General features: G+C 52.4%; 17 protein-coding genes and 1 tRNA gene. 7 read left to right on the top strand and 11 right to left on the bottom strand.

What is annotated here, in order from left to right; genetic code table 11:
* The first annotated feature begins 14 nt into the window (after positions 1-14).
* Positions 15-3,893, top strand: coding sequence for a beta strand repeat-containing protein (locus IE073_RS12300; protein WP_189586548.1), 3,879 nt, complete (start codon positions 15-17; stop codon positions 3,891-3,893).
* Positions 3,894-4,108: 215 nt separating this feature from the next.
* Here the strand turns inward: IE073_RS12300 and IE073_RS12295 are convergent.
* Positions 4,109-4,199 (bottom strand) — tRNA-Ser (locus IE073_RS12295).
* Positions 4,200-4,326: 127 nt separating this feature from the next.
* Between IE073_RS12295 and IE073_RS12290 the strand changes: the two genes are divergently transcribed.
* Together IE073_RS12290 and IE073_RS12285 are read left to right on the top strand one after the other, a co-directional pair.
* Positions 4,327-5,457 (top strand): carboxylate-amine ligase, encoded by a 1,131-nt coding sequence (locus IE073_RS12290; RefSeq protein ID WP_373298712.1) that lies wholly within the window; start codon positions 4,327-4,329, stop codon positions 5,455-5,457.
* Between the two features lie 79 nt (positions 5,458-5,536).
* Positions 5,537-7,414, top strand: coding sequence for a DUF885 domain-containing protein (locus IE073_RS12285; protein WP_189586542.1), 1,878 nt, complete (start codon positions 5,537-5,539; stop codon positions 7,412-7,414).
* Between the two features lie 22 nt (positions 7,415-7,436).
* Here the strand turns inward: IE073_RS12285 and IE073_RS12280 are convergent, their stop codons facing one another.
* The gene (locus IE073_RS12280; RefSeq protein ID WP_189586538.1) at positions 7,437-8,981 is read right to left on the bottom strand and encodes a GNAT family N-acetyltransferase; all 1,545 of its coding nucleotides are present in this window, start codon (positions 8,979-8,981) and stop codon (positions 7,437-7,439) included.
* Positions 8,956-9,747 (bottom strand): helix-turn-helix domain-containing protein, encoded by a 792-nt coding sequence (locus IE073_RS12275; RefSeq protein WP_189586535.1) that lies wholly within the window; start codon positions 9,745-9,747, stop codon positions 8,956-8,958. The genes IE073_RS12280 and IE073_RS12275 overlap by 26 nt, the downstream gene beginning before the upstream one ends.
* Positions 9,748-10,447: 700 nt before the next feature.
* On the opposite strand from IE073_RS12275, the gene IE073_RS12270 reads away from it, so the two are divergent.
* Together IE073_RS12270 and msrA are read left to right on the top strand one after the other, a co-directional pair.
* A complete protein-coding gene (locus tag IE073_RS12270) occupies positions 10,448-11,167 on the top strand; it encodes an N-formylglutamate amidohydrolase (RefSeq protein ID WP_189586532.1) in 720 nt (239 codons plus the stop codon).
* 13 nt (positions 11,168-11,180) lie between these two features.
* The gene (gene msrA, locus IE073_RS12265; RefSeq protein WP_189586529.1) at positions 11,181-11,783 is read left to right on the top strand and encodes a peptide-methionine (S)-S-oxide reductase MsrA; all 603 of its coding nucleotides are present in this window, start codon (positions 11,181-11,183) and stop codon (positions 11,781-11,783) included.
* Here msrA and IE073_RS12260 read toward each other — a convergent pair whose 3' ends face one another.
* Positions 11,784-12,248: a cupin domain-containing protein gene (locus tag IE073_RS12260; protein WP_189586526.1), complete on the bottom strand. Its 465-nt coding sequence runs from the start codon at positions 12,246-12,248 to the stop codon at positions 11,784-11,786.
* 44 nt (positions 12,249-12,292) lie between these two features.
* On the opposite strand from IE073_RS12260, the gene IE073_RS12255 reads away from it, so the two are divergent.
* Positions 12,293-12,853: a hypothetical protein gene (locus IE073_RS12255; RefSeq protein ID WP_189586523.1), complete on the top strand. Its 561-nt coding sequence runs from the start codon at positions 12,293-12,295 to the stop codon at positions 12,851-12,853.
* Between the two features lie 38 nt (positions 12,854-12,891).
* On the opposite strand, the gene truA is transcribed toward IE073_RS12255, so the two are convergent.
* The 4 genes from truA to IE073_RS12235 form a co-directional block, all read right to left on the bottom strand.
* Positions 12,892-13,629, bottom strand: coding sequence for a tRNA pseudouridine(38-40) synthase TruA (gene truA, locus IE073_RS12250; RefSeq protein ID WP_189586520.1), 738 nt, complete (start codon positions 13,627-13,629; stop codon positions 12,892-12,894).
* Complete coding sequence (gene fmt, locus IE073_RS12245; protein ID WP_189586517.1) at positions 13,630-14,580, bottom strand: methionyl-tRNA formyltransferase; 951 nt, start codon at positions 14,578-14,580, stop codon at positions 13,630-13,632. It abuts the gene before it with no gap.
* A gap of 144 nt (positions 14,581-14,724) precedes the next feature.
* Positions 14,725-15,243 carry a peptide deformylase gene (gene def / locus IE073_RS12240; RefSeq protein ID WP_189586513.1) on the bottom strand — a complete coding sequence of 173 codons (519 nt, stop codon included), beginning with the start codon at positions 15,241-15,243 and terminating at the stop codon, positions 14,725-14,727.
* A gap of 48 nt (positions 15,244-15,291) precedes the next feature.
* Entirely contained in the window at positions 15,292-15,477 is a 186-nt protein-coding gene (locus IE073_RS12235; RefSeq protein ID WP_189586510.1) for a hypothetical protein, read from the bottom strand.
* Between the two features lie 92 nt (positions 15,478-15,569).
* Between IE073_RS12235 and IE073_RS12230 the strand changes: the two genes are divergently transcribed.
* Positions 15,570-16,526 carry a TolB-like translocation protein gene (locus IE073_RS12230; protein WP_189586507.1) on the top strand — a complete coding sequence of 319 codons (957 nt, stop codon included), beginning with the start codon at positions 15,570-15,572 and terminating at the stop codon, positions 16,524-16,526.
* Here IE073_RS12230 and IE073_RS12225 read toward each other — a convergent pair.
* The 3 genes from IE073_RS12225 to argB are packed head-to-tail and all read right to left on the bottom strand — an operon-like array spanning position 16,523 to position 19,168.
* A complete protein-coding gene (locus IE073_RS12225; protein ID WP_189586504.1) occupies positions 16,523-17,221 on the bottom strand; it encodes a pyrimidine 5'-nucleotidase in 699 nt (232 codons plus the stop codon). The two genes, IE073_RS12230 and IE073_RS12225, sit on opposite strands and share 4 nt — an antisense overlap.
* Before the next feature lie 22 nt (positions 17,222-17,243).
* Positions 17,244-18,308 carry a DUF1036 domain-containing protein gene (locus IE073_RS12220; RefSeq protein WP_189586501.1) on the bottom strand — a complete coding sequence of 355 codons (1,065 nt, stop codon included), beginning with the start codon at positions 18,306-18,308 and terminating at the stop codon, positions 17,244-17,246.
* Complete coding sequence (argB, locus tag IE073_RS12215) at positions 18,308-19,168, bottom strand: acetylglutamate kinase (protein ID WP_189586498.1); 861 nt, start codon at positions 19,166-19,168, stop codon at positions 18,308-18,310. The genes IE073_RS12220 and argB overlap by 1 nt, the downstream gene beginning before the upstream one ends.
* Positions 19,169-19,175: the final 7 nt, after the last annotated feature.

Genomic DNA, 19,175 nt, shown 5'->3' with positions numbered 1-19,175 from the left:
GCAGAGAGCGTATAATGACACAGTTAAATTTCAAATCTATTCTCGGGTCTGGCGTTGCCAGCTTGGCTTTAGCCATCGCTCTACCGATTGCATTCATCCCCCAAGCCGCCTTTGCGGATGACTGTTTGTTAGATCGCGATAATGACGGAAACGTCGATTTGGGGTCTACGGATAATGATGGCACGGCGAACTCATCTGATGATGACCGTAGTCTGGCTTGTGGTATCACTGCAATTGCGTCAGGTGCCGACTCTACGGCTCTTGGATGGAATACGGTAGCTAGCGGTGAAGCGAGTATCGCTTTAGGGGCTTCGGCTGATGCAACCGCATTCGGTGCGGTGGCGCTAGGGACATCTTCTCAGGCTACAGCTGAGCAAGCAACGGCTGTTGGGACTAATGCTCAAGCAACAGCAACCGATTCTTTAGCTTTGGGCGGCGGCGGCAGTCCTGGCAGCGCGGCTCGGGCCACAGGCACGCAATCTATCGCAATTGGGGGTGGTAGCGGGTCAACGAATGAAGTCGGCGCACTCGCTTCAGGTAATGACGCAATCGCAATCGGCAATCAATCTACAGCCGCGACGGATGGGGCAGTCGCATTAGGCTCAGCGGCATCTGTGACAGGCGCCGCTAACAATGGTGTCGCAATCGGGTTTTCAGCAAACGTCGCTGGATCATCTAGCGTTGCACTAGGGGCAAATGCAGAAGCAACCTCTGCCAGTGCAGTTGCGGTTGGGGCGGGCGCATCTGCCTCAGGTGCGCAAAGTTCCTCTTTTGGAACGGCTTCGTTAGCTTCAAAGGAAAATTCTAGCGCGTTCGGAGCACTTGCAACTGCGCAGGATTTTAGAGCCAGCGCTTTCGGAGCAAACGCACGTGCATTGCAAGATAATGCGAGTGCATTCGGATTTTCTGCGCAAGCCGCAGGCCTTAATGCTACTGCAATCGGAGCTTTTGCAAATGCCGCAACCGACACTGCAACAGCCATTGGCTCGCTTTCGGACGCGTCAGGCGTGAGCTCAACGGCGCTGGGATATGAATCTGAAGCGAGCGGTAGAGAATCAACAGCTGTAGGAAACGCTGCAGAGGCCATAGGAGAATCTTCTACCTCCATCGGTCAAAATTCATATTCTATTTTTGGTTCAACAGCTATTGGCCGGGATGCAAATGCTGCAGGCCTTGATTCCATTGCGCTTGGGAGTTTTTCGGCCGCGACTGGGGAAAGTTCCTTGGCAGTGGGCAACGGCGCGATGAGTTCAGCGACAGATAGCACGGGAGTTGGGGCAAGTGCGCTCGCGAGCGGCCTTCGGTCCTCAGCAATCGGGGCTAACGCTAGGGCAACTGCGGGGAATTCAAGTGCCTTCGGCCAAGCCTCGCAAGCCCTTAGCGTTCAAGCCACCGCTATTGGTGGCAATGCTGGTGCAACAAGTACAAATTCCAGTGCTTTGGGCTATTCAGCCGGAGCTTCGGGGCTCCATAGTAGCGCCATTGGTGCGGCGTCTCTGGCCTCGGGTCAAAACTCTAACGCGGTTGGCTATTTATCTCGCGCGACAGACCTTCAATCGACTGCCGTTGCTGCCTTCTCCGAAGCTACGGCTGAAAATGCGACTGCCTTTGGATATATTGCGCAAGCCCTCGCGGAGAATGCGACCGCCATTGGTGCAAATTCTGATGCGACGGGTGCGCAAGCGACAGCGGTCGGTGCGGGGTCGATTGCATCAAATATCAACGCCAGCACATTGGGGGCTTTGTCTCAAGCCACAGGTTTAAGAGCCACAGCCATCGGGGCCGTCTCGAACGCATCCGCTCAAGATTCGAGCAGTGTTGGCGCTTTCTCTCAAGCGACTGGTACGGGTTCAACCTCACTCGGCTCTGCCGCTGTTGCATCGGAACAATTCACTAGCGCACTAGGACGCCTGTCAAATGCCGCGGCAGGGGGCGCCACCGCAATTGGTGCAAGTTCAGATGCATCGGAATCAAATGCGAGCGCACTGGGGCATAATGCGCAAGCGACGGGAGTTGGTGGGACTGCGATTGGAGGCGGCGATGTCACTATTGACCTTGCCACATCCTCGTTGATCAATGAGGCGGCCCAAGCGTCTGGTGCAGGCTCTGTAGCATTAGGTGGCGCGGTCTATAGCACATTAGACAACACGCTGATCACAGCAGGCGCACAAAGTTCTGGCGATAATGCCGTCGCGCTGGGGTCAGGTACGCTTGCCAACCAAGTGGATGCCATCGCGATTGGCGTAAAGGCCGAGGCGACAGGAATTAACGCCATTTCCATTGGTGATAGCGCGCGGGCCTCTGCCTCTCACACCTTCTCTATGGGGGCGTTCTCACGGGCGTCAGCCAATAATGCTGTTGCGGTTGGTTTTGCCTCAACATCGACAGCGCGCAATGGCGTCGCCATCGGCGGACGGACGCAAGCCTCTCGCGATGGCGCGGTTGCGCTGGGTGGCGGAACGAACTTCAATGAAGGCGCGCAAGCCTCTGCTGTCGGCGCAGTCGCGCTGGGCGGTGCGACCTATACAGAGGTTGGCGGTACCCTCGTCACGGAAGGTGCGGAAGCCACAGCCGTGAATGCTGTCGCCATCGGAACGGGATCAGAAGCCACAGGCGTCAATGGCATTGCCATTGGCGGTGAAGCTATTGCGAGTTCAACGGATGCCACAGCCATCGGCCAAATGGCAAATGCGACGAACTTCAGCGCGACGGCGTTGGGTGCGGATGCGGTCGCTTCTGGCGCAGCGTCTTCAGCTTTGGGCGATGACTCCGAAGCCACGAACACAAACGCCACCGCTGTCGGGCAAGATGCGTCTGCATCGGGGATTGCTGCAACGGCTTTAGGTGCTGGTTCCGTCGCAGATAAGAATGATGCGACAGCGATTGGTGAAGGCGCAGATGCGACGGGCTTTAGCTCAACAGCGCTCGGTGCGGATGCGCAAGCCTCAGGCAATCAATCTGTCGCTTTAGGTGACAGCGCTAATGCGGGCTTTACTCGCTCCACCGCGATTGGTGCAGATGCGATCACGAGCGCTGATAATCAAATGATGTTTGGAGCGAGCACCACGACCTATGTGATGCCAGGTATCGTATCGGCCTTATCTTTATCCCGCCAAGGCGCCATCGTCGGATTATTGACGACAGACGCAAATGGAAATTTGGCGTCTGATGGCGGCGCTTTACAGGCGCAAGTCGATGGCTTGGAAGGCCGTGTCACAACACTCGAAGGGAGCGGCGCTAACCCCTCCGCGCCCGCAGGGACGACAAAATCTGCCGCAGATACGCCTGTGACTATGTCACAAAGCACGGGTGTTGAAACCGAGACAGACTTCGAAACGAGCTTGACGGCGTTGTCTGATCCAAGTGAAACGCTTGGTGAAGTCGGAACGTCTCGCGACGGTGCTGGCGGTTCAGAACTCACAGGTGTTTCATCCGATGTGATCGGCTCAAACTTGAACCGCCAAAGCGAACAGGCACCCGCACAATCGCTTGGGTTTAATCCCGTTGTTGCGGAATCCGTCGAAGTGAATAGCGCTGCTATCGCGGTGAACTCAGAGCGGATTGAGGGGAACACACTTGCCATTGCGTCCAATACATCAGCAATAGCTGTGAACACGGATGCCATTCTCGGAAACGCAAAAGCGATTGATAATATCCGTAATGGGTCTGCGGCCTTGGCCTCACTCCCTGATCTCTATCTTGGCTCAAATGAAACCTGGTCAGTCGCGGGTGGCCTGGCGCTTTATGATGATGGATATGGCGGAGCCGAAACTGGCTTTGGCGGCGGTATTCAGTTCCGCTCCAAAACAACCGACAAATGGTCATTCGGCCTCTCAGGCGCTACCTCTGGCGAAGCCGCAGTCGTCAGATTGCAAGGCCGCATCGGCGGGTAGTATAGCCACTCCAATATTCTAACAATACGCGCCAGTCCGTTCCCTGGCGCGTATGAATTTGGCCAACGCTAAGAGTATGTTGAATGAGTGTCGCGAACGGTGACACTTTTTAGTTTTGGGATTTTGCTAATTCCAATTGAGTTGGGGGTGAATTGGCGCTGCCATCTCGTGATCAGAGTTTAGGACAATTATTTTAATGGCTTTTGGTGTGCTGCTGGAGGTGGGGATGGGATTCGAACCCACGTTAGGCTACAAACCTAAACACGCTTTCCAAGCGTGCGCCTTAAACCACTCGGCCACCCCACCAAAACAGAGGTAATCGTCATATCGGATGAGCGGTATCCAATAAGGAGCGCGATATAGCCTATCAAACGCTCCGTGCAAGGCCTTTTGACGGGGTTTTGCATTCACCCCATGAAGCTGATAGCGGTCTATAATGGTGGCGAAGCTAACATTGGGCGTGGAAGAGGAATATCTCCTCGTGAATCCCGAGACGCGCAATGTCATGGGTAACCCGCCAAAGGGGTTTTTCCGCGCTTGCCGCGAGGCGATTGGTCCGCGCGTGACGCCCGAATTTTTACGCTGTCAGATCGAAATTGCCACAGATGTTTGCGAGACCGCCGCCGAAGTGCGAGAACAAATTGCCAATATGCGGGGCGAAATCGCACGCATCGCCGATGATATGGGCATGGCGTTGATGGCCGCCTCTACGCATCCTTTCACTCCGTGGAAACGACAATTGCCCACCCAAGGCGAACGCTATGCAAAGCTGGTCAGTGATATGCAGGGCGCGATCCGACGCATGATGATTTGTGGCATGCATGTGCATATTGGGTTGGAAGATCCCGAGCACCGCATCGATGTGCAAAATCAAATCCGATATTTTCTGCCGCACATGTTGGCGCTCACCACCAGCTCGCCGTTTTGGGAAGGGCAGGCAATGGGGATGAAGTCTTACCGCCTGTCTGTTTTTGACGGTATGCCACGCACAGGCATCCCAGAAGAAATTGAAAGCTTTTCCGAATATGAGCGTTTGATTGATGCGATTGTGAAGGCTGGCGCGATTGAGGATTCGACGAAAATCTGGTGGGACATTCGCCCCAGCCACAATTTTCCGACGCTGGAAATGCGTGTGTGTGACGTCTGCACGCGGCTGGATGATGCCATCACAGTGACCGCAATATACCAAGCGCTGACGCGGCGAATTTTACGCCTCAAGCAAGATAATATGAAATGGCGCGTTTATCCCGCCTTCCTGATCAGTGAAAATCGGTGGATGGCGCAACGTCATGGTGTGACGGGGCAATTGATAGATTTCGGTAGCGGGAAATCAGTGCCATATTCCGATATTTTAGAAGAATTAATTGCGTGGATATCTGAAGACGCAGACGCGCTGGGGTGCCTAGCTGAAGTCGAGAATGCGAGAGAGATTATTCGCCGCGGCAGTTCCGCCTGCCGGCAAACCGAAGTCTATGAACAAGCGCGCACGGCGGGCCTGCGAAAGCGCGATGCGTTCAACGCGGTGGTAGATCACTTGGTCAAGGAAACTGTGGCGGGTATTTAGGGAAAGGATCACGTTCTGCGCATTGCCAACGCGCGCATTTCATCGCAAACACAGACTGTCATTATCTATGAGGTCCGCCATGAAGTTTTCCCGTCGCACAGTTTTACAAACATCTGCTGCCGCAGCGGCCATGACAGGACTTTTGGGGGCAGGGTGCTCCAATCCAGAATCAATATCTGATTTGAAACAGACAAGCGAAGACGCGACGCATTCCGGGCCCGACGCAGGCGCCTTGGCTGTCCTCGATAATGCCAAAGACTTCATGCTCCGCGCCTATCCTGAAACCGCGTCGAGTGTTGGTATCGCCACGGGGGAATATGCGGCGTTGAAATCGCAACTGACGGATCGCTCTATTGCAGGACAGCAAAAAATTGCAGGGGACGTACGCGCCTTGCTTGGGAAATTACAAGGTGTCGACACTGACGCCCTCTCTCCAGAGATTGCGCTGGATATGGATGTCGTAACCTCTGTCTTTGAACGCGCCACCGAAGGGTTCAACTTCCCCTATGGCGATGTCGCGCAACTGAACTATAATTGGTCCTATCGCAATTCACCCTATGCCGTGGCGCAGAACACGGGCGCCTTTGTTGAAATTCCGAGCTTCCTCGACGCCTCCCACGCCATTGAGAGCGCCGATGACGCTGACGCCTATCTCACCCGTATGCAAGCCTATGCCGCGCAGTTGGATGGAGAGACGGAGCGCGTCATCGCCGATGGCGCAAAGGGTGTGATCCTCCCTGACTTCCTGATGGAGAAAACGCTTGGCCAACTTCGCGGGGCGCGCGACCGTGCGCCTGTCGAATGGGGTTTGGTGCAATCCGTGGCCACACGCGGGAAAGCATTCGGGGCCTATGAAGACAAAGCGGTGTCCATCGCAACCCAAGACGTCATCCCCGCGCTGATCCGCCAAATCGAAGCCCTCGAAGCTCTCGCGCCGCGTGCCAATTCCGATGCAGGCGTCTGGGCAAAACCCGACGGCGACGCCTATTATGATTGGACGATCAAGGCGAGCACGACGACGACTATGACCGCCGATGAAGTCCACCAAATGGGCCTTGATGAGCTGGCCAGCCTCCACGCGCGGATGGAACCCATCCTCCAGTCTGTCGGCTACAGCCAAGGCAGTGTTGGCGCGCGTATGTCGGCGCTGGGTGCGGATAAACGCTATCACTTCAAAGAAGGTGACGCGGGCCGCGCCGAAATTATGAGCTTCATCGAGGATGCCGTAACCGATATCCGCGGACGTATGCCACAAGCCTTTGAGACACTTGTGCCGGGCTTCCTCAAAGTTGAACGCATTTCCCCCGATGTCGAAGCCGGCGCGCCGGGGGCTTATGGTGGGGCAGGGTCGATTGATGGCACGCAGCCGGGACATTTCTGGATCAACCTACGCTCGACCGATTTGCACAATAAATTCAACCTCGCGGACCTGACCTATCACGAAGCCATTCCGGGTCATGTCTGGCAGGGTGAATATGCGTTTAAACAATCGCTCACGCGCTCTCTGCTGGCGTTCAATGCCTATTCCGAAGGCTGGGCACTCTACGCACAACAAATCGCGGACGAACTTGGCGTCTATGATGATTTCCCTGTTGGGCGTTTGGGCTATCTGCAATCGCTGGCGTTCCGCGCCTGTCGTCTCGTTGTTGATACGGGGCTGCACGCCAAGCGTTGGACCCGTGAAGAAGCCAATCAGTGGTTCGTCGAAAATAACGGCTCTAACCCCGAAGAAGTGCGCGGCGAAGTCGATCGCTACTGCGCATGGCCCGGCCAAGCCCTCGGCTATAAAGTTGGCCACTCCGCCATCAATAGATTGCGCGAGAAAGCCAAAGCGGAGTTAGGCGATAAATTCGACTTCCGCCGTTTCAATGACGCGTTGGTCTTAGGTGGCAGCGTTCCGATGACGGTTTTGGGGCGAGTGATAGATAATTACATTGCGGCGGAGAAGGCGGGGTAGTAGTGTTATTTAGAGCCTTCAATCAAACTTCGAAACCTAAGTTTATTCGTTGCAGAAGGCTCGTCAATTTTTCTCCTCGTAGCTCATAAATTGATTGAGGTGGGTTCTTGCCCGTTACAACTTTTCTTTCGCGAAGTTCTTGCAACTCTATTGGCGGATCTATGTAACCTACGAGCAGGTAGTTGATGACTTTTACGGGCTTTTCATCGGCTCGCCAGCCCTGCAATTCGGACTCGCTATACACCGATCTGCCGCCAGTTAATTGCATCAATTCTTTCGTCGAATTCGCTAACGCTACTTCCTCCAAAATGGCCACAGCTGTCATTGCTTGAGACGGTGGTTCAGAGGATTTACTTTTGTAGAAAAATAAAATTGAACCGGGTTCAGCTAACTTTGATGGTGCTCTACAAAGATATACTTTTCGGATTGTGTTTCCCGGACGCTTCATCACTCCATTTTCTGCGGCGTCCTTAAACAAATCAGATTGCACGGCATTTCGAAGATCGGGATAAAGGATGTCGTGATAATCTTCTTTGATTGGAATTCCAAAGGCTCTAACGTTATCAGTGGTTACGAATCTAGGGTAGTTTAGCCGATCGGCATCAAAAACATTTTGTCCCTCAGAGGTTGCGAGCTTCGCGTTAGAGAACCTGCGTTCATATATTAATTCACCGTCACCTTTTGTGGAGGTGTGCTCGAATCCATAATATTCTAACAGATTTATTAGTGCGTCTTGTTCTGCGTATGTTGTCAAGTATGCAAGGTCATAATCATTGGATTGCGCGTACCAAAAGGCTTGCTTTAGCAATAGCTCCCCCAGCTTAACGCCTCTTTTTTCAGGGCACACTTTGAAGGTACATATTTTCAATATTCTCTTAAGTTTCTGCGAAGCATCGGTATCGTCACCACTCTCATCTTTTCGGACGATTAATCCTGCTAGTTGATCGTTATCGTACACGACCCAACATGGTCGACGCCCTTTGACACATTTATCTTTCCACCATTGATTGAAAGTCTCGCGTCCGTAACCATCTCTCAAGCTATCGAAAAACGTATCTTCTACATTTATGGTGTGTGCAGATACGTCGGCAACGTTACGTATAGGAACTTCTTTTGGTTCATAAGTACTTTGAAGTAACTGCGCTGCGTCGGCTACAAAAAGAACCCGACGCGATAGATCCGTAGAATGTTTCTGAGCACGGTCATGTAAACCTTGATCTTGAGTGACTAGAAAATCAGCAGCACCGATTTTTACAGCATTAAGTAATCTAGCATCAACAACATCATTATGTTTTGAGAGCGGGCCGTATTCTTTCTCAAGATCAACTTTTGTTAGCCCTTTCACTTTGCCTATTTCTTGGAATTTTTCGAGCTTACTGAGAGATATATTTCTGCGAATAACATTTTTATCGCGATTAATGTCATCTCTTGCCGCTTCGTGTACAAGAACGTCAATTTTATGTTTGGCCGCTAGACTTGAAAAGGTCGAATACGCTGGCTTAACAGTATGATTGTCCTCTAGCCCTATGATAATGTTCGTATCAATGATGTATGACTGCGAACTCATTATTCAATGCCCTTCTAAGGTCATGCTTGGCGTAAAGAAATGATTGTGGTGGCTCAAATCCAAATCTCTCTCTTAACTCATTTAAGGGCAATGGTGTTTTCAAAGATCGAATGTTTTCAAACTGAAGTGCGAAACCATTTTCGACTCCCTCAAAATATTGATCGAAAGCCTTTTTTTCAATGCAGGCGACCTCTTCAAATTGACTCCATATTTCTTTGACAGGCATCTTAAGCACGCGTTTTATATCTGCCATGCCAACCATTGCACGAACAGGTGATGTCGAATAAATATATGCTGTAGTGCCTGACGGCGCAGCTATAGGGAACCTCCGCCTGAGCTCCACCGTTTTTACACCAGAAATAATTTTTTCTGAGTATTGCGGCCTGATACTTAGCACAACATCACGGTTTCGCTTAAATTCGTCATCGCCGAAAATAGGGAACACAAGTTGATTGTCATCAGTGTGGATGATGTCGAAGGCGTCTTTTACAGTCAAAGCCAACTTTGCTGAACTTGGAAAAGAGGCGTCTATTTTTAAAGTGGCGCCTAGGGCTTCGACGAATTTTTCTAACGTTGAAATATGGATGTCTCCCCGGCCTTCGATTTTCGAAACGGCAGCTTGTCCAACATCCAGTCTCTTAGCCATTTCTAGCTGGGTTAGACCCGATAATTTTCTCAAATGCTTAAGAGAAGCACCAACTGAGTCGTTGATGTCTACTGAATTGCTATCTCGGGCTTCAACGATTTTACCTTTAAGTTTTGTCATTTTAGCCTTTCAGGATAATTCTTCGAATCACTGCTATTCATAATATTCCTTACATGGAATATTATGAATATCAAACTAAGGTGACTCGCAAAAAATGAAATTGTTCAAAATGGTTTCCACTGTCTTTTCCTATTTCTGAATGGATTATTCCACTATTTCAGTCCCCCGCGATCTCCCACAAAACCGCCGTTTCAAAAAACTGAATCCCCGGCCCAAAAACCTGTGGTAACTTACAAGGGTTCTTTCGGACATGGGACAGGTGAGACGTTACTTGCTGGTCTGGAAGACGGTGTGCTTATTTATGCGGGGTAACGCCAGTATAAGGGAGCCGAGTAGCGCGTGCCTGACACTCTGGAACGGGTGCAATCAAGTGAGGCCGTTGTTCGTCAGCACCGCCGCAGGATTATTACTTGCGTAAAACACTTTTCTACTTCGGTACTCCGTCGTGAGTGCTGATCCTGCGGACAGTCCTTTTTCACAAGGGCTTGTCCCTTGATTTGCGGGTTGCCGCCCGCCAACCCAACCCGCGTTGGGTTAAACAATCGGTTAGTCGTCTCTCATGTTGAAACCCAAGTTTCAACCCGGGCTGTGAGCGATGGCGCTTGGGTTGTTGACACGTGTCGACTGACGCAGGGCAGGTTCATCTTGGACATGATAACAGCGCTACATCTTCCGCTCACTTCTGTTATCACAGGCGCATATGTCCGAACCCTTTCACATTATTCCGTCGACATCCGACGTCCCGCTCTTCCTCTTTGGCGATCACGCCTCGCGTCATATCCCCGAGCGTTATGGCGATCTTGGCCTCACCGGCGAAGACCTCACGCGCCACATAGCGTGGGATATTGGGACTGAGGCACTCATTCGCGGGCTGTGTGCGCGCTTTGGCTGCGGCGGGATTGTGGCGGGATTTTCGCGCCTGCTGATTGATCCGAACCGCAGCAAACGTATGGACAGCCTGATCCCGAAAGATTCGGATGGCACCGTCATTCCCGGCAACCAAGACGTCGATGCAGAGGTGCGCCAAGAACGGATCGACACGCTTTATGCACCCTATCATCAGGCCCTGTCTAAACAGCTCAGCGCACAGAACAGCCCGCTGACGATTTCCGTCCATTCTTTCACGCCGAAACCCCATATGGGCGAGCGGCGCCGTCTCGATATGGGCTTGCTGGTCAAACATGACAAAGCCAGCGCAGAACGCTTTAAGCTGCTGCTAAACCAACTCGCGCGCGAATATTCCGTTGGCATTAATGAGCCCTATTCGGCGATGGACCTCAACCATACGGTTGACCTCCACATAGCGCCGCGCGCTTTGCCGCATCTTGCAATCGAGATACGCCAAGACCACATCGACACCGAAGCGGGTGTTGCGCGATTTGTGAAACTGATCGGCGATGCCCTCAAGTCAATGCTATAGATAAGAGACGATTATGAGCCGGATGGATTTGAGCCTGTGTGAAAACCACAAACACTACATCAATGGCGAAGATATGTTCGCAGCCATTCCAGATGGGTTCGAGCAGGTCCAACTTGGCTTTGGCTGTTTCTGGGGTGCGGAACGCATCTTATGGAAACTCGACGGCGTTCACGTCACCAGCGTCGGCTATTCGGGCGGACACACGCCAAAGCCTGATTATCGCCTGGTCTGTACAGGCAAAACGGGACATGCCGAAATGTGCCATGTTGTGTTTGATCCAACGGTCATCAGCTTTGATGAAATCCTGAAAGTCTTTTTCGAACATCACGATCCGACCCAAGGCGACCGCCAAGGCAATGATGTTGGCCCGCAATATCGCAGTGCTGTCTTCACCTATTCCGATGCGCAGATGGAGCAAACTAAGGCCGCTATCGCGCGCTATGCCGAAGCCTATGGGCGACCACTAACGACGGAATTGCGTTCGGCGCCTGAGGTTTATCACGCGGCCGAAGACTATCATCAGCAATATCTCGCGAAAAACCCGCAGGGCTATTGTATGCATGGCCCGACAGGGATTTTCTGCGCGTTACCTGAAACAGTTGTGCCCGCGGAATAATTAGTACGGGGTGCCATCCTTATGCTGGTAGATACGATCAGGCGTGCCATTGGCAGGTAGGTCCAAGTCGATGTCAGGATAAACGGCGCTATCAGTTTCCGGGTTTCGTCCACCGACAACGAGGTAGATCACATCTGCATCGGTCTCATTTTTCATATGATGCCCGATGCCGTTGCCCATCGGATGAACCGTGACATCACCAGGAGAGAGAGGGACACCTGTAGAGCTTTCATAAAGCGTTGGGTGTCCAGATATGATCATTACGATTTCGTCTTCGGTCGAATGATGATGACGCTGCGAACTCCACGCCCCTGGAGATAGGGTCATCAGGTTCGCACCAAACTGGGTGACTTCGCCAGCCTCAGACAGGCGCAACCCACTACGAGCCTTACAAGGTGTATCAAATGGTGCCGGATAATTACTTCCAATGTGGGGCTCAATTTGGCTGAGATCGAGTTTTGGCATGGAGTCTCCTTGCAGCTATTGTGTTCCTAACATAGTGGCAAATCATGCGAATTACAAAACCACTTCTCGGCGTTTTTGCCGTTCTCGGAAATTGGCCGAATTGGGAAGTTTATTTCGATCTCTCCCGAAGAGGACTGAAGGCCTCCTTTGGCGGATTGACGGCCAGCTTGATGCCGCTCTGGCTTGTTGTGTTGGGCGTGCAAACAGAACGTGCACGATTGGCTGATTCAGATGTGATCCTGCCAAGTGTCCTGCCCTTTGTGTTGGTAGCAGGCCTTTGGCTCTTTGCGTTTCCTGCACTGGCCTATCTCATTGGAATGATATTTGAGAAAATGGACCGAGCCCGCCCTTGGGTCATCACGCGCAATTGGACGGTCTTTGCCCTCGTGGGTATTGCGGGCTTGATGTTCGGATTGGTTGGCTTGGGTATCTTACCCTTTATGGTCGCAAATGGCGTCGCCTTTGCCGCTTATCTTGGATTGCTGGCGGCTGACATTCGACTCGCCCAGAAAGTCGCAGAATTCTCATGGGGGATGGCGACACTTTTGGGGTGCATTATCGTCGCAGTGAGCCTGACGTTCGTTCAGCTCGCCCTAAGTGCATAAAATTGGTCCCCGCTCTCAAAGAACGGGGTTAAGGTTGATCAATAAACCACTTTAACCAGATACAACCCATCGGGCGGGGCGACCGGACCACACTCTGTTCTTTGTTTGGCCTCTAATGCGGCTTGCATATCTTCAGCGTCCCATTTGCCAAGACCCACTTCGACAAGGCTGCCCGTAAAGCTACGGACTTGTTTGTGCAAAAAGGACCGCGCGCGGTAATGTAAATGAATTTCGTGACCTGCACGTAGGACCGTAATTTCATCCAGCGTTTTTACAGGGCTTTTGGCTTGGCATTGTCCATCGCGAAATGTCGTGAAATCATGTTGGCCGATCAACACTTGCGCGGCGTCATGCATGGCGTCGACGTCTAGCTTCACTGGCACCCGCCACACGCGACCGCGGTCCAAGGCAAGCCGGGCGCGACGGTCAACGATGCGATATAGATATTGTCGCTCGGTCGCGTCAAAGCGCGCATGAAATTCATCGTCAACGGCTTCGGCCGCCAAGACAGAGATAGGATGATTTTTAAGATGATAGTTTAGCGCATCACGGACTTGATCGGCTCGCAACGGTTTGTCGAAGTCGGCATGTGCAATTTGAGCCAATCCATGCACGCCACTATCGGTTCGACCCGACCCATAAACCGTGACCGGCGACCCGTTCAAACGAGTCGCTGCTGCTTCCATCGCACCTTGTACCGTTTCAGCATGATCTTGGCGCTGCCATCCCTGAAAAGGACCGCCGTCATACTCGATCGTCAGTTTAAAGCGGGCCATTTAATCAAAGCCGATGATGGCGTCGTGTTTGTATCCTCGCATAAAGTCTTGCGCTGACATGGCTGCTTTGCCTGCGGGTTGAACACGCAAAAGACGCAAAAGCGTTTCGCCTCCTGCGCCGCAGCAAACCTCGACCTGCTCTTCGCGTCGCAAAAGGGTGCCAGGATGGTAATCACCGGGTTTATTGCCACGCTCAGAAATATTCTCACACATCAGAATTTTCACGCGAGTTTCGTCATATTCTGTCCAGGCCCCAGGGAAGGGCGATAAACCTCTAATATGACAATCCAATTCCTGCGCGGGGCGAGACCAGTCAATACGGGCTTCGGCTTTGTCGATCTTATGCGCGTAGGTTGGTTCCCCCGTCTGCGGTGTGGAGGTCAGGGCCTCACGCTCTATGGCGCCCAAAGCTCGTGGCCAGATCTGCGCGCCCAGTTGTGACAGGCGTTGGGACAATGTTTCGGCTGTGTCTGAGGCGCGTATGTCGGTGGCTTCGGACAGCAATATGTCGCCCGTGTCCAAGCCCTTGGCCATTTGCATGATTTGGACACCTGTTTGAGTATCGCCCGCCATAATTGCGCGTTGGACTGGCGCCGCGCCGCGCCAACGCGGCAGAAGCGAGCCGTGAAGATTGAGGCACCCGTAAGTCGGGGCATCCAGCGCGCGCTGTGGTAGAATTTGTCCATAGGCGACTACGCAAGCGACATCAGCATTAAGGGACTCTAGCCCGTCGATGATCTTAGATTTGCGAAAGCTCTCTGGCGTTTCGACGGGGAGGCCCATGACTTTGGCAAATTGGTGGACAGGTGACTTTGTCAGGTGCTTGCCGCGTCCCGCGCGACGTGGCGGTTGGGTATAAACGCGCACAACATTGTGACCAGAGGCAATGATCTCTGCGAGGGAGGGCACGGCAAATTCGGGCGTGCCCATAAAAACAACATTGAGGGTCATACTGGCCTATTTAAAAACAAAAACGGCCGCTGATGTAAGGGCTCAGAGTGGTTGGAAAATTAACGCCCATCATCATAAAAATTTGAGCTTGCACGGTTAAACCTAGGCAAAATATGACGAGGCCATTCCTGTACCGTTTTACCATTATCCCGCGGCCTTGAGCTTTTCGCCCTTTAGAACCTTCTTCACCGCGCGTTCGCGTTTCAAACGGGAAAGGTAATCAATGAAGACGATACCCTTCAAGTGATCCATCTCATGCTGAATGCAGACCGCGTATAAGCCTTCGGCCCATTCCGTCACACGCTTACCATTGTAGTCTAGGTAGGTGATTTGCACCCGCTCGGAGCGGTCCACATCGTCATATACATCGGGAACAGACAAACAGCCCTCTTGATAAGGCTGCATCTCTTCGACGGTTTCCAAAATTTCTGGATTAACGAAATATTTCGGTTGAGGGTCTTCGCCTTCACGCGCCAAATCCATCACAATGACATTCACAGGCTCGCCGATCTGCACAGCCGCCAACCCAATGCCAGGCGCGGCGTACATCGTCTCAAGCATATCATCCATCAGCTTCCGCGTGGCATCCGTGACCTCAGCCACAGGCTTGGAAACCTCTTTCAAGATCGGGTTAGGGACGGTCAATATGGGTCGAATTGTCATGGGCACCAGATAGGGTGGCATAGCGGCACGGTCAAGACGAGCGGACCGCTAGTGTTTGAAAACAGGTCGCCCGAAGCTATCCATATCCGTGTGGCAACGTTCGCAGGTCCAACCACCAAAGAAAAATTGGCGCAATGTGCGGGGCATGCGGAGTTTTGGCTGACGTAGGTTGCAGCGTGGGCAATTTACGGCATTCATATTCAATGCAATGGCAGATTTTGAGCGATCTTTCATACCACCTATGTGGGTAGTGAGATGTCCGTGGTCAAGGCGCGCGATGCCGCAGAGATGACATCTGAACTGGGCATTCATCTCGTAGATAGAACATGAAGCCCTTAATTCTTATACTTGGCGTTCTGGTCCCATTCGCCGCAGTCGCAAATGAGCTGCCGGCAAAATTCGCCGAGGGTTCAATAAACAAGGTAGGCCAGATTACACTCACGCCCGCTTTCACGCCTGATGGTCTGACGGCGTACTTTCCGCAGAGCGATTGCGCGCAAATCGGTCCGTGTCCTCAGACTTTGCAGATTTCGCAAAAGATCGTTGGGGTTTGGCAAAAATCTCGACCAGTGTCTTTGCCTCAAGCCGGGAGAGTGGATTGGCCAAGCGTATCGCCAGATGGAAAATACCTTCTGTTCTCTTGGTCTGCGAAGCGCGAGAATTATTCAAACTTGAGTGTACGAGAGGACTTTGATCTTTATCGTTTAGATTTGACCAATAACGATGCCGTGCCTGAACCTTTGGATCTGGTCTATGGTGAGCTGGCCGACCTTAACCGTCCGCGACATGGAGCAGTCGCAACGCTTCGCTATGTTCACAATGAAACCGCCCCGCAATTGACCGATGCAGGGGACCTCTATTTCTGGTCAGAAAGGTTGGACGCGGTAGGCGAGCGGGACATTTTTATCGCGGAGCGGCAAGCCGACGGCAAATTAGCGCCCGCCAAAGCTTTGGGTACGCCGTTAAATTCGCCCTTGCGCGACACTTACGGCTGGGTTTCACCCGAGGGCGGGTTGATGTTGTTGAGCTACCCAGATCGAGGTGGATCAGGGGCCAGCGATATTTTTGTGTCTCGTAAGCTAGATGGATCATGGTCTGAGCCACAAAATCTGGGCCCATCTTTAAACAGCGCCGCCGCTGATTTCGGCGCTAGATTCACACCCGACAAACAGAACCTCGTGTTTACATCGACGCGAGACAACCAGGTTCTGCAAGTCTATAGTCTGCCAACACGTATCCTAATCGAAGACGGTACACTGACAGAGGCCGACTTGCGCCGCTAAGTATGGGTTTCTAACCATTTTGCCAAATCGTTGGATACGTAGTCGACGAAGTCAGCCTCAGTGTTCGCCCCCGCTGGACGGGCCGCCTCGGGTTCGTGGCTCCAATCCTCATCGGAGACAAGGAGGACCGTGCGCATACCGAGCTCCTTCGGGACTTCGAGATTGCGAAGATTGTCTTCGAAGAAAATCGCTTTGGTTGGGTCCACGTTAAATACATCGAGAAAGACGTCATAAGCATGGGCTTTGGGCTTAGGGATATATCCCGTATCCTCGACCCCAAAATGACCATCAAAAAGATCAAAAAGTTTCAAATGTGACGCCACATTCCGCGCATGACCTTTGGAGCCATTTGTGAAAATATATTTCTGGCCTGGCAGGGCAGCAATTGCTTTCCGAAGGGCGGGGTTGGGCTTCAGGAAGTCCAGATCCACATCATGGACATAATCTAAAAAGGCGGCTGGATCCATGCCATGAACGGCCATCATACCCGAAAGTGTCGTACCATATTCAGCCAGATATTCCTTCTGTAGGTGAAGCGCGGCCACAGGCTCTAAAGACAGATAGCGAGAGACGAATTGGTTCATCTTGACGACGATTTGATTGAAAAACGCAACATCCGCAGGATAAAGCGTATTGTCGAGATCAAATATCCAACTATCAATATGGGCAAGATCAGGTGACATGGTAGAAGACATAACGGGGCATTAACGGGATTGATCAGCGACGCAAGCCATCTGCACTGCCCTCTACAAAATCTGCGTCAGTTAGGCGTAAAATTTGTCCATCAGCTTCCGTCGGAACAGGCCGGAATGCGACCGCAGCATATCCTTGCTCAAGGCAATTTTCCTGACCAAGCGCCGCGAAACGAGATTCGGCAATACAAAATTGCGTGGGTGTAACGGTTTCTGACCTTAATCGGCGATCAGGTGCGGTTTCACCGTTTTCATCTGTCGCTTCTTGCAAGGCAAATACGTGAGCTTGAGAGCCAATTAGACTGCGATCATAGGGTTTAACGCACGTCCCTGGTTCTACGGGCCACCAGCCACGTGACGTCCAATTGCCGTCAGTTTGAACGGCAATTGCGCCATAGACACGCGATGTGCTGTCGTTGCAAATATCGAGACCAACTGTTTCTCTCGCTTTCTCGGCCGCAGGAATAAGCGCCGCCATGAGGTCCTGGTTTGTTGCGTCCTTGTCGAGCGCCAAATCGGCTTTGGCTTCATTTATGGTGCGGATGGTCCGTCTGCCCGACAAGCCATCCACTCGGGTGATTTTGTATCCAGAGTCTTGCAATAATCGTTGTAGCCCCGCGATCTCAGCTGTTTCGCCAAAGTCATTGGGCTCAATCAAAGCGGTTCGGATTTCTACTGGATCTACAGGGAAAAAGTTCCGTGTACCCATATTCTTTAGCTGACAATTGTCGGTCGCATCAGAAACGAAATCATCCTCAGTCGCACAAAGTTTTACAGCGCCTTTCCATTCGCGCACGCCGCCGCGATGGATGGGCAGGCTTTCCGCGAATAGGAAGCGGGGGCTATTTTTCGGCGTCACAACTGCTGTGCAGGCGCCAGGTTGAATGCTGGACCAACCCGCAGTTTGTAATCTGTCGGACCGAATATAAGCCGAAGCGAAACGAAGAACGTAACTCGTCTCGTTACAAATATCCCAATTATTCGTTGTGTTCGTTGTCGCCAAATTTTCCTGCGGCGCAGATGTGAGACCTTGAGCCACCACAAGGGTCGGGCAGAGCCACCAGAGTAAGCTTAGAATAATCGCTCGCATCACCGAATGAGTGTTCCTGCGCCCATGTCAGTGAAGAGTTCAACCAACAAGCCATGCGCTCTGCGTCCATCCAAAATGACAACAGCTTCAACTCCGCCTTCTACAGCATCAATCGCAGTCGTAAGTTTCGGAATCATGCCGCCTTTTGCTGTCCCATTCGAAATCAAACCTCGTGCATCTTCACAAGTGAGGTCTGTCAGAAGATTACCATCATTATCCATGACGCCTTCAATATCGGTCAACAGCATCAGGCGGCTAGCCCCTAATGCAGATGCGATCACGCCAGCGGCGGTGTCAGCATTTATGTTATAACCGTGGCCGGCGTCATCCGCGCTGATGGGGGATATTACGGGAATGAACCCAGCTTCTTTATGGGCTAGAGTTTCTATCAGGCTGACGTCGGTCGCGACAGGTTCGCCCGTGAAGCCCAAATCTGCATTGACTGCGCGCGCCGTTATCAAACGGGCGTCGCGGCCAGAGATGCCGACAGCTTTGCCGCCGGCGACATTGATCGCACTGACAATCGATTTGTTGATCGCGCCGGACAAGACCATTTCAGCCACACCGACGGTCTCCATATCGGAGACACGCAGGCCGTCCTTGAACTGTGTTTTGATTTGTAGACGCTCTAGCATGGAGCCGATTTGAGGACCGCCGCCATGTACAACGACGGGGCGTAGACCGCATTGGCGCAGCAAAACAACGTCTTTCGCAAATTCAGCGGTAAGTTCCGCGCTGCCCATCGCGTGGCCGCCAAACTTTACGACGACCCAACGGCCTGTGTGGCGTTGGATAAATGGAAGGGCCTCTGACAGAACCTGAGCACTGGTCCAACCTGATTCGTTTTTACGGCGTTGCATAACAGCT

It is taken from the genome of Litorimonas cladophorae, assembly GCF_014652455.1.
Taxonomy (GTDB): Bacteria; Pseudomonadota; Alphaproteobacteria; order Caulobacterales; family Maricaulaceae; genus Litorimonas; species Litorimonas cladophorae.
This window is presented reverse-complemented; position numbering and strand designations above follow the sequence as displayed.